This window comes from Streptomyces sp. NBC_01275 (genome assembly GCF_026340655.1).
Taxonomy (GTDB): Bacteria; Actinomycetota; Actinomycetes; order Streptomycetales; family Streptomycetaceae; genus Streptomyces.
Window position 1 is genome coordinate 3,366,988 of sequence record NZ_JAPEOZ010000001.1, and the last position, 13,582, is coordinate 3,380,569.

13 protein-coding genes are annotated in these 13,582 nt (G+C 70.2%); 11 read left to right on the plus strand and 2 right to left on the minus strand.

Annotated features, from left to right (window positions below; all coding sequences use genetic code 11):
* Positions 1 to 17: 17 nt before the first annotated feature.
* Positions 18 to 935, minus strand: coding sequence for a phosphoribosylaminoimidazolesuccinocarboxamide synthase (locus OG562_RS14700; protein ID WP_266397489.1), 918 nt, complete (start codon positions 933 to 935; stop codon positions 18 to 20).
* Positions 936 to 1,151: 216 nt separating this feature from the next.
* Here OG562_RS14700 and OG562_RS14705 point away from each other — a divergent pair, with 216 nt between their 5' ends.
* From OG562_RS14705 to OG562_RS14725, 5 genes are all read left to right on the plus strand, one after another.
* A complete protein-coding gene (locus OG562_RS14705) occupies positions 1,152 to 1,757 on the plus strand; it encodes an RNA polymerase sigma factor (RefSeq protein WP_266397492.1) in 606 nt (201 codons plus the stop codon).
* The gene (locus tag OG562_RS14710; RefSeq protein WP_266397495.1) at positions 1,754 to 2,722 is read left to right on the plus strand and encodes a zf-HC2 domain-containing protein; all 969 of its coding nucleotides are present in this window, start codon (positions 1,754 to 1,756) and stop codon (positions 2,720 to 2,722) included. Before OG562_RS14705 ends, OG562_RS14710 begins: the two co-directional genes overlap by 4 nt.
* A gap of 86 nt (positions 2,723 to 2,808) precedes the next feature.
* Positions 2,809 to 3,579, plus strand: coding sequence for an ABC transporter ATP-binding protein (locus OG562_RS14715; RefSeq protein WP_266409266.1), 771 nt, complete (start codon positions 2,809 to 2,811; stop codon positions 3,577 to 3,579).
* Positions 3,576 to 4,907: a hypothetical protein gene (locus OG562_RS14720; protein WP_266397498.1), complete on the plus strand. Its 1,332-nt coding sequence runs from the start codon at positions 3,576 to 3,578 to the stop codon at positions 4,905 to 4,907. The genes OG562_RS14715 and OG562_RS14720 overlap by 4 nt, the downstream gene beginning before the upstream one ends.
* The gene (locus tag OG562_RS14725) at positions 4,904 to 5,530 is read left to right on the plus strand and encodes a hypothetical protein (RefSeq protein ID WP_266397500.1); all 627 of its coding nucleotides are present in this window, start codon (positions 4,904 to 4,906) and stop codon (positions 5,528 to 5,530) included. The genes OG562_RS14720 and OG562_RS14725 overlap by 4 nt, the downstream gene beginning before the upstream one ends.
* Before the next feature lie 135 nt (positions 5,531 to 5,665).
* Here the strand turns inward: OG562_RS14725 and OG562_RS14730 are convergent, their stop codons facing one another.
* Positions 5,666 to 6,202, minus strand: a complete 537-nt coding sequence (locus OG562_RS14730; protein ID WP_266397502.1) for an HNH endonuclease — start codon at positions 6,200 to 6,202, stop codon at positions 5,666 to 5,668.
* A 376-nt stretch (positions 6,203 to 6,578) separates the two neighbouring features.
* Between OG562_RS14730 and OG562_RS14735 the strand changes: the two genes are divergently transcribed.
* From OG562_RS14735 to OG562_RS14760, 6 genes are all read left to right on the plus strand, one after another.
* Positions 6,579 to 7,676 carry a mechanosensitive ion channel family protein gene (locus OG562_RS14735; RefSeq protein WP_266397505.1) on the plus strand — a complete coding sequence of 366 codons (1,098 nt, stop codon included), beginning with the start codon at positions 6,579 to 6,581 and terminating at the stop codon, positions 7,674 to 7,676.
* Positions 7,677 to 7,841: 165 nt separating this feature from the next.
* Positions 7,842 to 8,693 carry a hypothetical protein gene (locus tag OG562_RS14740; protein WP_266397507.1) on the plus strand — a complete coding sequence of 284 codons (852 nt, stop codon included), beginning with the start codon at positions 7,842 to 7,844 and terminating at the stop codon, positions 8,691 to 8,693.
* A gap of 360 nt (positions 8,694 to 9,053) precedes the next feature.
* Positions 9,054 to 10,220 (plus strand): ROK family transcriptional regulator, encoded by a 1,167-nt coding sequence (locus OG562_RS14745; protein WP_266397509.1) that lies wholly within the window; start codon positions 9,054 to 9,056, stop codon positions 10,218 to 10,220.
* A 162-nt stretch (positions 10,221 to 10,382) separates the two neighbouring features.
* Positions 10,383 to 11,732 (plus strand): ABC transporter substrate-binding protein, encoded by a 1,350-nt coding sequence (locus OG562_RS14750; RefSeq protein WP_266397511.1) that lies wholly within the window; start codon positions 10,383 to 10,385, stop codon positions 11,730 to 11,732.
* 2 nt (positions 11,733 to 11,734) lie between these two features.
* The gene (locus tag OG562_RS14755) at positions 11,735 to 12,676 is read left to right on the plus strand and encodes a carbohydrate ABC transporter permease (protein WP_266397512.1); all 942 of its coding nucleotides are present in this window, start codon (positions 11,735 to 11,737) and stop codon (positions 12,674 to 12,676) included.
* Positions 12,676 to 13,581 (plus strand): carbohydrate ABC transporter permease, encoded by a 906-nt coding sequence (locus OG562_RS14760; protein WP_266397514.1) that lies wholly within the window; start codon positions 12,676 to 12,678, stop codon positions 13,579 to 13,581. The genes OG562_RS14755 and OG562_RS14760 overlap by 1 nt, the downstream gene beginning before the upstream one ends.
* Position 13,582 lies beyond the last annotated feature (1 nt).

The following is a 13,582-nucleotide window of genomic DNA, read 5'->3' on the forward strand; positions in this document are numbered from 1 at the left end:
CTCGGCTTCACTCTTGGTCAGCCCTTGGCCGCCTTGACCCACGTGTCGATCGACTGTCCCGCCAAGCGCTCATAGGCCTCCTGGTACAGCGCGGCGGTCTCACGTATCAGCCCGTCCGGGAGCCGCGGTGAAGGGCCATTTCTCCCGTCCCAGCCCTGCTGGTGCAGCCACCGTTTCAGGCGACTTCTGCCGAGTGAATGCGGAGCTGCCTCACCCGGCTTCCAGGTTCGCTCCAGCCAGAGTCTGCTCGAGTCCGGGGTGATCACTTCATCTGCGAGCACAACAGACCCGTCCTCGCTGATGCCGAACTCCAGCTTTGTGTCGGCGATCAGTATTCCTCGCTCACGCGCATACTCGGCAGCTCTGCAATAGATCTCGATGCCGAGTTCCCGGACGCGACGGAGAACGGCATCACCTACAAGTTCGACTGCCTCCGCCTCCGAAATATTCTCGTCGGGGCCCTTGTCCCGCTTGATGGCAGGCGTGAACAAGGGTGTCGGCAGACGATCGCTCGGCCGGAAGTGCGTCGGCATGGGGATACCAGCGATAGTGCCGACCCGTCGATACTCGTCCCAGGCCGACCCTGTGAGATATCCGCGGACAACACACTCCAGCGGTATCATCTTGAGCTTTCTCACCAACATGGCTCGACCGGCCAATCCAGACGCTCCCTCCGGGAGATCAGAGGCGCGCCATGCCAGCAAATGGTGTGGAGATATATCATCAAGATGATCCAGCCAGAACTGTGTCAAGGCTGTGAGAACGGTCGCCTTCCCGGGAATCTCATCCTGGAGAACGTTGTCAAAAGCCGACATTCGATCGGTCGCAACAAGGAGAAGACAAGGCGGCATGGCCGGGTCCGCACCTTCGACGTCGTAGATGTCGCGAACCTTCCCGGACCCTGCTAAGCGGTATCGAAGCGCATTCTTTTCCATTGTGGCTTTTCCCCTCTCCCAGGACTGCTGCCGCGCCCTCGCGGGAATCGACTGTGCGGACGGAGATGATCATAAACGGCAAGTGGATGATGCGAAGCCTGACCTCATACGCTGGCCCGCCGTGCGTGAGGGCACCGCCGTACAGTGCTCGCGGCGCGGGCGTGAACCGTCTGCGCCCGACCCGTCGATAGACAGGTTGTGAGACTGTTCCGCCCCATGAGGGGCCGCCGGGAGGGTGATACGGATGCGGTGCTGTTGCGGGCCGTGGCGGGTGGCGACGCGGGGGCGTTGGGGGTGTTGTACGACCGGCATGCGGGGTGGCTGCATGCGCGGTTGAGTCGGCGTTGTGCCGACGGCGAGGTGGTTCGGGAGGTTTTGCAGGACACCTTTGTGACCGTGTGGCGGTCGGCGGGTGGGCATGGGGGCGGGGAGGCCGGCGGGTGGTTGTGGACCATCGCCGCTCGGCGGCTCGTCGATGCGCGGCGGGTGCAGGAGCGGACCGCGCGGGTCGAGACGGCCCCGGTCGAGGACTGGCCTTCGCCGGTCGCCGCTTCCGCCGAGGAACGGGTGCTGGCCGGGCTGGAGTTCGGCGACGTCGGCACCGCTCTCGACCGGATCTCGCCCGAGTTGCGGGACGTGCTGCGCGCGACCGTCGTCGACGGGCTGACCACTCGGGAGGCGGCCCGTCTGCTCGGCATCCCCGAGGGCACCGTCAAGACCCGCGCGATGCGCGCCCGCGCCGAACTCCGCGCCGCCCTCGCCCACCTGAACCCGAGCCCCCTGTCCACTCCCATCCCCACCCCTACGGGAGGTCCGGCATGAGTTCCGGCGAGAACTGGCACGCTTCCTACGACCTCGCCGCCCGTTACGCCGACGGCTCCCTGCCCGAGGCGGACGCCTGGTCCCTGGAGAAGCATCTGGAGCGGTGCGGCGGGTGCGCGGAGCGCGTCTCGCGGGCGGTACGGGAGAACAGCGCGGTGGGGGTGGTGCTGGCGGAGGTGCGGGGGGCCGTACTGGCGGAGGTGCTGGTGCCAACAGCCGCGTCGACAGCCGTGTCGGCATCCGTGTCGGCATCCACGTCGACAGCCGCGTCGACATCCTCATCCGCGGCCCCGGCAACCGGCCCAGCCTCAGCCCCGGCGACCGCCTCCCCCCTCCTCCCCCGCCTCCCCCGCCTCCTCTGGGCCGCCGGCCCCGCCGTTCGTGGAGCCTGGTTGCCCGCCGTGCTGTTCGTCGCCCTCGGGGCCGTCGGCCTGGCTCATGTCGCCGGGGTCGACGGGGTGCGGCCCTTGCTGTTGGCGTTCGCGCCGGTCGTGCCCGTCGCCGGGGTCGCCTTGTCCTACGGGCGGTACGCCGATCCGCTGTACGAGATCGCCGCGGCCACGCCCGCCGGGGGGCTGCGGCTGATGTTGACGCGGACGGCCGCCGTTCTGGCGGTCAGTCTGCCGTCGCTCACCCTCGCCGGCCTGCTGCTGCCCGCATCCGGGGCTCCGGGTGCGGCCGCCTGGCTGTTGCCGGGGCTCGCGTTGACGCTGGGCTCGCTGGCCCTGGCCGGTTACGTCGGCTGCCGTGCCGCCACGGCGGTGATCGGCGGGGGCTGGCTGGGGGTCGTCCTCGTCCCCGCGCTGACCGCACGCGGCGACCGGCCGCTCGTCCAGCTGGCCGATCAGCTCGACCGGTGTCTCGACGGGCCCCTCGTCCAGTCGTCGTGGGCTGCCGCGGCCGTGCTGTGCGCCGTGCTGCTGGCCGCCCGCCGTTCCGCCTACGACCGCCTGCTGGACCGGTGATGAGCCGTACTCCACAGAGCGACTCCGAAAAGATCCAGAAGATCCAAAGGCCTGGAAGGGCTGGAGCAGACGTGAGTTCGATACGAGTGACCGGACTGCGCGTCCGGCATCGCAAGACCCTCGCCCTCGACACCGTGGACCTGACCCTCGGCCGGGGCGTGCACGGGCTGCTCGGCCCGAACGGGGCCGGGAAGACCTCCCTGATCCGGGTCCTGGCCACCGTCGCGCAGCCGTCCGCCGGGCGGGTGGAGATCCTCGGCGAGGACGTCGGCGACGCGCGGCGGCGTGGCACGGTGCGGGCTCGACTCGGTTATCTGCCGCAGGAGTTCGGCTACTACCCGGGCTTCACGGTGCGGGAGTTCGTCGCGTACGTGGCCTGGCTTAAGGAGATGCCCGCCGCGGACACCCCGGCCGCCGTCGAGCGCGCCGTCGAACGCGTCGGCCTCGGCGACCGGATCGACGCGAAGGTGAAGACGCTGTCCGGGGGCATGATCCGCCGGGTCGGCATCGCCCAGGCCATCGTCAACGAGCCCGCCGTGCTGCTCCTCGACGAACCCACCGCGGGCCTCGACCCCGAGCAGCGGGTGGAGTTCCGCGAGCTGCTGCGCGAGCTGGGCGGCGACGCCACGGTCATCGTCTCGACGCACCTGGTGGAGGACGTGGCCGCCGCCTGCACGGAGGTCACCCTGCTCGACGGGGGCCGGGTCGCCTACCAGGGCACCCCCGCCTCCCTCAGCGCGCTCAGCACGCCCGGCGAGGACGTCGGCGACAACCCCATCGAGCGCGGATACACGGCAGCCCTGCGTGCCCACCGCGCCCACGGCACCACCAGCACCACCGCAAAGGCGGCGCGATGACCCTCGTAGCGGATGTCGCGCCAGTCCCGGTGCGAGCCGAAGCACTGCGTGCCGAAGCCCTGCGCGGCTTCGCTCCCTGGGCCGGGTTCGCCGTCCTGCTGACGGTGGCCGTGCTGCTGGGCGGGTCGGCGGACCGGTGGCAGGGCGGTTGGGCGGAGACGCGTTCGGAGTTGCACGACGCGCTGCTGATCGTCCTGCCCCTCGCGGCGGCCGCGGGCTGCTGGCAGGGCGGGCGGGAGCGTCGGCGTCGTACGGAGGAGCTGTGGGGGACGGCCGTACGGGGGCCGTTGGCTCGGTTTCTGGTGTCGGCGCTGCCGGTGGGGTTGTGGGCGGCCGGGGGGTATCTGGTCGCGGCGGGTGGGGCGATGGTCGCGACCTGGGCGTATGCGCGCGGGGATCAGCCGTACGTCGGGCTGCTCGCGGCGGACGCGGTGACGCTCGTGGGCGGTGCGGTGGCCGGGCAGGTGGTGGGGCGGTTGGTGCCGTGGCGGCTGGCCGCGCCGGTGCTGGCGATGGCCGGGTTCGTGGTTCTGGGCGTGGTGGGGTCTGCGCGCAGTGGGTCCGGGCGGCTGCTCGATCCTGCCTTTTCGGTCGGGGTGGGGACCGTTCCGGTCGGGTGGCAGCCGGGGGCCATGGCGGTGTGGACGGGCGGGCTGGCGGCGGCCGCGGTGCTGGCGTACGCGGCCCGGCGTCGGTACACCGCCCTGTTGCCGCTCGCCGCGGCGACGGCCGCGGGCGTGCTGCTGGTGCAGACCGGGGACGGGCTGTGGCAGCCGAACCCGGCCGGGCGCGGTCAGGTGTGCGATACGTCGACCACGCCCCAGGTCTGTGTGAACGCCCGCTACCGCGGACTGTTGCCGCAGGTCACGGCCGCCCTGTCGGGAGTCACCGGCCGACTGGACGGCGTACGGAACCTTCCGGTGCGGTTCGAGGACCGCCCGGGGTCGCCACGTCGTGGCGAGGCGGAGCTGCCGATGCTGACGCCGATGGGCTGGTCGTTCGTCCGGGGGCGGCTGACGAACCCGGAGCGGTACGCGTGGGAGGCCGTGATGGCCTTGCAGAACCGGGCCGACTGCGCGAAGGCCCCGGACGCGCGCGTGAGCCGGGCGGACGACGCGGTGGAGAACTACCTCGCGCCCAGTCCCGCGCAGACGACCTTCGACGAGCTGGCGGCCGAGGGCGACAAGGCCGACCGCGCCGAGCTGGCGCAACGGCGGGCGGCCCGCGCGCGGCTGGCCGCGATGGGCGCGGACGAGCGCCGGACCTGGTTGTCGGCGTACTTCGCGACGGCGCGCGACTGCGACGCGAAGGGGGTGCCCGCACTGTGAGCGCTGCCCGCCCCCTGACGGGCACGGGCACGTGGCTCTACGCCCGCTCCCGCGCCGTTCCTCTCACGCTCGCCGCGCTCGCCGGGACGGCCGTGTTCGCCGTGTGGGCGGCGGGTCGGCTGGACGCCTATCTGGATCCGTACCGGCGGGTGCCGATCGTGGCGCTGGCCCCGCTGCTGGCCGCCGCGGTGATCGGCGCGAGCCTGTTCACCGCGTCCGAGGAGTTGGATCGTACGGCGGTACGGCCGTGGTGGCGACGGCGGCTGGCGCAGCTGCTCGGACCGACCGCGCTCGCGGCGGCGCTGCTGCCGCTCGCCGTGCTCGGGGACGATCTTCTCTTCGGGCCCCCGGCGATGATCCGCAACACGCTGGGCTGTGTCGGGGTGACGGCGGCCGCGGCGGTCCTGGTGGGCGCGCGGCTGAGCTGGCTGCCGGGGTTCGGCTACGTCAGCGCGGTGTACCTGGCGTCGCACGGTGTGCGCGGGCGGGCGGTCACGGTGTGGGCGTGGCCCGTGCAGCCGGGGTACCAGCAGGGCGCGTGGCTGGCGGCCGGCACGGCGTTCGTGCTGGGCACGGCCCTGTACGCCGTATGCGGAGCGCGCCCGGAAGGGCCGCGACGGTGAGACGCCGCCCGCTCCGAAGGGCCCCGTGGCCAGGTCCTCCGGTACCTCCGGTGCCGGCCGGTGCGGGCCGGTGCCGGCCGGTGCGGGCCGGTGCCGGCCGGTGCGGTGCCACGGGGCATGAAGAAGCCCGGATCGTCAGGCGGAGATGCCGTCGATCCGGGCCAGGGCGTCGTCCGCGCCGAACGGCTGCAAGTACGGCAGCCAGCGCGGGTCCCTATGGCCGGTGCCGATGATGCGCCAGGCCAGGCCAGAGGGAGGGGCGGGTTTGTGGCGCAGCCGCCAGCCGATCTCGACGAGATGGCGGTCTGCCTTGACATGGTTGCAGCGACGGCAGGACGCCACCACGTTGTCCCACGCGTGTCGGCCCCCGCGGCTGCGTGGGATGACGTGGTCGACGCTGGTTGCGACGCCACCGCAGTACATGCACCGGCCCCCGTCCCGCGCGAAGAGCGCTCGACGGGTGAGAGGAACGGGCCCCCGATAGGGAACCCGGACGAATCGCTTGAGCCGGACCACGCTGGGTGCGGGGAGGGTGACGGTCTCGCTGTGCATGAAGGCGCCGGATTCCTCCAAGGAGACTGCCTTGTTCTCCAGGACGAGGACGAGCGCGCGGCGGAGCGGTACGACGCCGAGCGGCTCGTACGACGCGTTGAGGACCAGGACATGCGGCACGGATGCCTCCTTGGGCGTCGGCGGCGCGTGGCTCGCGCCGGGACGATCTGCAGTCAGTCTCTCCTCTTGGCTGGTGGACGCGCCACCATGTCCCGGTAACGGGCTGGGAGTGTTTTCGACCACACCCTGATGCATCCCCAGGATCACACCCTGTTCACACGGCCTGTTTACCTGGCCTGCTCGCACGGCGTGTCCGCGCGACCTGTGCACACTCAGTGAGGCCTGTCTCTCCTTCTCGCATCTCGCCGAACCACACACAATGCCCCGTTAGTGTGGTGGTTCTGGCCGCCCGGTGACCTTTCCGTGACCTTGCAGCGCGTGTCGCCCTTGACCCGCCGCACCGGACGGAGCAGTGCAGCACCTGGAGGTACCTGCCGTGTCCTTGTCCGCCGTCCTTCTGGCCGCCGGTTCGTCGCCGACGCCGACTCCCTCGGAGTCGCCGACCGTGACGGTCCCGTCCCTCCAGGACGCCCAGGAGAGCGCGACGAACGCCGCCAGCTGGGTCGAGCAGAACTGGTCGACGTGGCTCGCGATCGGGCTGCGGGTGCTGCTGATCCTGGTGGTCGCGGCGGTGCTCAGAGTGGTGGTGCAGCGGTCGATCACCAAGCTGATCGACCGGATGAACCGGACGGTCGAGTCGGTCGACGGCACGACCCTGGGCGGGCTGCTGGTCAACCACGAGCGTCGCGCTCAGCGCTCGCAGGCGATCGGCTCGGTGCTGCGTTCGGTGGCGAGCTTCCTGATCCTCGGCACCGCGGCGCTGATGGTGCTGGGCACCTTCGAGATCAACCTCGCCCCGCTGCTGGCCTCCGCCGGCGTCGCGGGCGTGGCCATCGGTTTCGGCGCGCGCAACCTGGTCACGGACTTCCTCTCCGGCGTGTTCATGATCCTGGAGGACCAGTACGGCGTCGGCGACCAGATCGACGCGGGGGTCGCCTCCGGCGAGGTCATCGAGGTCGGCCTGCGCGTGACCAAGCTGCGCGGCGACAACGGCGAGATCTGGTACGTCCGCAACGGCGAGGTCAAGCGGATCGGCAACCTCTCCCAGGGCTGGGCGACGGCCGGCGTCGACGTCACCGTCAAGGCGGCCGAGGACCTCGACCGGGTCAAGGCCACACTGGACGAGGTCGCCGAGAAGATGAGCAAGGAAGAGCCCTGGAACGAGCTCCTGTGGAGCCCGATCGAGGTGCTCGGCCTGGACAGCGTGCTGCTGGACTCGATGGTCGTGCGCGTCTCCGCGAAGACGATGCCCGGCAAGTCCCTCTCGGTCGAGCGCGAGCTGCGCTGGCGGGTCAAGCGCGCCTTCGACGCGGCCGACATCCGCATCGTCGGCGGCGCGACCGCCACCGCGGAGGAGGACCTCGCCGACCCGACCGCCTCGGTCGCGGCCCCGTCGGTCTTCGCCAACGCGGACTCGCCGCAGGTGGCGGCGACGACACCGATCGCGCAGCCGCGGGCCACCCCGGCGAAGTAGGCCCCCTTCCTCGAGGGCGGCCGCTGACATTCGCTCAGCACCTGCACAGGTCACCCGCCTATCACCCACGTCACGGCACCGCCTATCGTCACTCCCACATCGGTCCCTTGTTCTGGAGCGCGACGTCGCCCGGGGGGCCGACTCGAATGTGGGGATAGGGGATACATGAGAAAGCTCGCCATAGGCGTCGGTGTGACCGGCGCCCTGGCTCTGGGCGTCCTGGTCGCGCCCGCCGCGTCGGCGGCCTCGCCGGCACTGACCTTCTCGGGGGTGACGGTCAACAAGGGCAAGGCGATCGTCGTCGGCACCACCGCCAAGGTGAAGGTGCCGGTGACGTACACGGTGACCCGCCCGTCCGACCTGACGATCGACTACAAGACGAACTTCGCGGGCGTCCTGCTCTACCGCGGCACCCTCAAGGACCAGGACAACTCCCTGGAGCCGAGCGCCGCGCCCACCTGCGCCACGACGGCCACCACCGACACCACGGTGACCCAGTCGTGCACGCAGACGCTGGTCGTCGACCCGTGGGACAACCTGTACGAGGCCGCCGACGCCGGCACCTGGAAGGCCGCGGGCTTCTACACCCGTATCGACCAGGACGACGACGACTCCGACGGTCACATCAGCTTCGAGCTCGGCTACGACCTGTGGGCCAACTCGGCGACGGCGAAGGTGCAGCGCGCCGCCCACCTCACCGTCAACGCCACCCCCGAGCCCGCGGTCGCCGGAAAGACGCTCACCGTCAAGGGCAGCCTGACCCGCGCCAACTGGGACATCGGCAAGTACTCCGGGTACAAGGGCCAGAAGGTGACCCTGCAGTTCCGGGCCAAGGGGACCAGCAGCTACAAGAACGTCAAGGGGATCACCTCCGCCGCCGGCGGCGCCCTCTCCACCACCACGAAGGCGACCAAGAGCGGTTACTACCGCTTCGTCTTCGCCGGCACCTCCACCACCGCGGCCAAGACGACCGCGGGCGACTACGTCCAGGTGGACCCCCCGGCCTACACCGGCTGACCGACCGCCGGCAGTCCCGCGCAGTACCCGCACCGCATCTGAGCAGCACCCGAACCGCCCTCCAGGTAACGACTCTGTTGCCGGGAGGGCGGTTTCTCTTTTCACACCTTGACGCCCGCTTCGTACCGGGCTTACGTTCCCTTCCAGCCGATAGGAAAGTTTCCTAACAGTGGCCGGATGTGGACTTGCGTCCGACGTCACTGAGAAGCTGTGCAGTTCAGAAAGGCAGGTGTCGAACCCATGGCAGGACCCGCAGGGACCAGAGGAACCGCAGGGACCAGCGGAACCCCGGGAACCCCAGGACCCGCAGGTTCCACAGGACCCGCCGGCACTCCGGGCACCCCCCGCGTCCTGCGCGCCATGAACGACCGCGCCGCCCTCGACCTCCTGCTGGCGCACGGCCCCCTGTCCCGCACCCGCATCGGCAAGCTCACCGGCCTGTCCAAGCCGACCGCCTCCCAGCTGCTGGCCCGGCTGGAGGCGGCGGGCCTGGTCCTGGCGACCGGCACCACCGAGGGCCGCCCCGGCCCCAACGCCCAGCTCTACGAGGTCAACCCGACCGCCGCCCACGCCGCCGGCCTCGACGTCACCCCCGAACGCGTCCTCGCCGCCGTCGCCGACGTCACCGGCCGGACCGTGGGCGCTTACGAGGTGCCCACACCCGGCAGGAACACCGCCGGGGCCGTCGTACGACAGGTCACCGAGGCCCTGGACGGCGCGGTGAAGGCCGCGGGGCTGACCCGGGACGACGTGCACCGGCTCGTCGTCGCCACCCCCGGCGCGTTCGACCCCACCACGGGCCGCCTGCGCTACGCCTCCCACCTGCCCGGCTGGCACTCCCCGGCGCTGCTCGACGACCTCGCCGCAGCCCTGCCGATGCCCGTCGAGTACGAGAACGACGTCAACCTCGCCGCCGTGGCCGAACAACGGCTCGGCGCGGCCCGCGGACACGAGGACTTCGTGCTGCTGTGGAACGAGGGCGGCCTGGGCGCCGCGCTCGTCCTCGGCGGGCGGCTGCACCGCGGCTGGACCGGCGGCGCGGGCGAGGTGGGCTTCCTGCCCGTGCCGGGCGCTCCCCTGGTCCGCCAGGTCACCAAGGCCAACAGCGGCGGCTACCAGGAACTCGCCGGTTCGCAGGCGATCCCCCGGCTGGCCCGCGAGCTGGGCATCGCCGACCTCCCGACCGGACCGTACGCCGACGTGGCCGCGGCCCTCGTGGAGCGGGCGGCGGGCGACCAGGAATCCGGCCCCCACCGGGAGTTGCTGCGCACCTACGCGACCCGGCTCGCGACCGGTCTCGCCTCCCTCGTCTCCGTCCTCGACCCCGAACTCGTCGTCCTCAGCGGCGCCTCCCTGACCGCCGGCGGCGAGGTGCTGCGCGCACTCGTCCAGGCCGAGCTGGAGGAGCTGGCGGCCTCCCGGCCGAAGCTGGTCATGGGCGACGTCATCGAACGGCCCGTGCTGCGCGGCGCGTTGGAGAGCGCGCTGGCCGCCACCCGCGACGAGGTCTTCGACACCTCCCGCTGACCCCACCCGCCCCGACCTCCCCCTCCGCACCACCTCCTGGGCGCCACCCCTTCACGGCGCCCCTCCACGCCGCCCCCTCCCGTCACGCCCCACCCCTCACGCTCTCCTCCCGTCACGCTCTCCTTCCTTCACCTCACCGTCCCGTTCCCGGAAGGCTCCGTCATGCCCACACGCATACCCGAAGTAGCCCGAAAAGCGGCTTTTGCCCTCACGGTCTCCACCGCTCTGCTCCTGAGCACGACCGCCTGTACCGGCCAGTCCGCGTCCGGTTCCTCCGACGACGCGTCCAAGGAGACGACCCTCACCTTCTGGCACGCCTGGAGCGCGCCGAACGAGGTGAAGGGCGTCAAGGCCCTGGTCGCCGGCTTCGAGAAGGCGCACCCCAACATCCATGTGAACGTCGTCGGCAACATGACCGACGACAAGATCAACCAGGCCCTGCGGGCGGGCGGCAGCAAGGCGCCCGACGTGATCTCGTCGTTCACCACCAACAACGTCGGCAAGTTCTGCTCGTCGGGGGCCCTGGTCGACCTCAACCCGTTCTTCAAGAAGTCGGACATCGACCCGGCGACGACCTTCCCCAAGGCCATGAACGAGTACACCCAGTTCGACGGCGACCGGTGCGCCGTACCGCTGCTCGGCGACGCGTACGGCCTCTACTACAACAAGACGGCGTTCAAGGCCGCGGGCATCACCGCTCCGCCCAAGACCTGGTCCGAGTTCGAGGCCGACGCCAAGAAGCTGACGATCGCCCAGGGGAACTCGTACAAGCAGCTCGGCTTCATGCCGAACTACCACGGGTGGGAGACCACGACCGAGCACTACATGGGGCAGTTCGGGCCGACGTACTTCGACAAGAGCGGCAAGTCGACCGTCGCGACGGACCCGGCCGTCGCGGACGCGTTCACCCTCCAGAAGAAGCTCGTCGACGAGCTCGGCGGCTTCAAGAAGCTGGAGACCTTCCGCTCCACGCTCGGCGACGAGTGGGGCCCCAAGCACCCGTTCCAGACCGGCCAGGTGGCCATGCAGCTCGACGGCGAGTGGCGGCTGGGCATGGCCCTGGACGCCAAGCCGGACTTCGAGATCGGCGTGGCGCCCCTGCCCGTCCCGGACGACCAGGCGGACCAGTACGGCAAGGGCTACATCACCGGCACCATCGCCGGCATCGCCGCGACCAGCAAGAAGCAGAACGCGGCCTGGGAGCTGGTGAAGTACATGACGACGAACACGGACGCGGTCGTCGCCTTCTCCAACGCCATCCACAACGTGCCCTCGACGCTGGCCGCCCTGAAGTCGCCGGACCTGAAGTACGACCCGCGCTTCAAGACCTTCCTGGACATCGCGTCGAACCCGCACTCGACCTCGTCCCCCGCGTCGATCAACGGCGGCGTGTACCTGACGACGATCCAGCAGCTCGGCTACGACTACGAGAGCGGCGCGACCAGCGACCTGACGGCCGGTCTGAAGAAGGCGGCCGCGCAGATCGACACGGACATCGCGCAGGCGAAGTAGCCATGGCCACCCACACGTTGCGGGCGAAGCACCGGCGCTCGGTGCTTCGTAACCTCGCCTTCCTCTCCCCCTGGCTGATCGGCTTCGCGGTCTTCTTCGCGTACCCGATGATCTCGACGGTCTACTTCTCGTTCATGCACTACGACGGCTTCAAGCCGCCGACGTGGAGCGGGACGAAGAACTGGACGTACGTCTTCGAGCACTACCCCTTCTTCTGGCCCGCCCTGCGCAACACCCTGTGGCTGGTCGTCATCATGGTGAGCCTGCGGGTCCTGTTCGGACTGGGCGTCGGTCTGCTCATCACGAAGATCAAGACGGGCACGGGCGTCTTCCGCACCCTCTTCTACCTGCCCTACCTGGCCCCGCCCGTGGCCGCCACCATGGCCTTCGCCTTCCTCCTCAACCCCGGCACGGGCCCGGTCAACTCGATCCTGGAGAAGATCGGCATCCCGGCGCCGGGCTGGTTCAACGACCCCACCTGGTCCAAGCCGGCCCTCACCCTGCTCGCCCTGTGGGGCGTCGGCGACCTGATGGTCATCTTCATGGCCGCGCTGCTCGACGTGCCCAAGGAGCAGTACGAGGCGTCGGAGCTGGACGGGGCGTCGGCGTGGCAGCGCTTCCGCTACGTCACGCTCCCGAACATCTCGCCGATCATCATGTTCGCGGTCGTCACCGGGGTGATCCAGGCGATGCAGTACTACACGCAGCCGCTGATCGCCGGGAAGGTCGCCTCGGGGGTGATCCAGGGCGCGGGCACCATGTTCGAGCCCGGCTACCCGGAGCACTCCACCCTGACCCTCCCCCAGCTCATCTACAACCTCGGCTTCCAGCGCTTCGACTACGGCTCGGCGTGTGTCGTCGCTCTGCTCCTCTTCGCCCTGTCGATGGCGTTCACCGCGTTCCTGATGCGGCGCCGGGGCGGTCTCATCCAGGCAGGTGACTGATGACCCAAGTACTGCACCGGTCGACGGACAGCGCCGCGGAGCCGAAGGCCCCCGACTCGCCCGCCGAACGGACCGCCCGCCGCAAGGCGCTCCTGGAGTGGATCGCGGTCCACTCCCTCGGGATCGCCGTCGCCCTCTTCTTCACGCTCCCCTTCGTGTTCGTGTTCCTGACCTCGCTGATGAGCGACTCCCAGGCCCTCAGCCGGGACCTGATCCCGCACACCTGGGAGTGGGCCAACTACCGGAAGGTCTTCGATACCCCGGGCTTCCTCACCTGGTGGAAGAACACCCTGATCTACGCCGGCCTCGGCACCGTCCTGACGGTCGTGTCGTCGGTGCCGGTGGCGTACGCGCTCGCCAAGTTCCGCTTCCGGGGCCGGAATCTGACGCTCATGCTGGTGATCTCGATGATGATGCTGCCGCCGCAGGTGGTCGTCATCCCGATGTACCTGTTCTGGGCGAAGCAGCTGGACCTGACGGGCACGCTGTGGCCGCTGATCGTGCCGATGGCGTTCGGCGACGCGTTCTCGATCTTCCTGCTCCGCCAGTTCCTGATGACCATCCCCAACGAGTACGTGGACGCGGCGAAGGTGGACGGCTGCGGCGATCTGCGCACCCTGCTGAAGGTCGTGCTGCCGATGGCCAAGCCGGGCATCGCCGCCATCGCCCTCTTCCAGTTCTTCAACGCCTGGAACGACTACTTCGGCCCGCAGATCTACACGTCCGACAACCCGGCCGCGTGGACGCTCTCCTACGGCCTGGAGTCCTTCAAGGGCGCGCACCACACCGACTGGAACCTCACCATGGCCGCCACCGTGCTGGTCCTGGCCCCCGTGATCCTCGTGTTCTTCTTCGCCCAGAAGGCGTTCGTCGAAGGCGTCACCCTGACCGGCGTGAAGGGTTGAA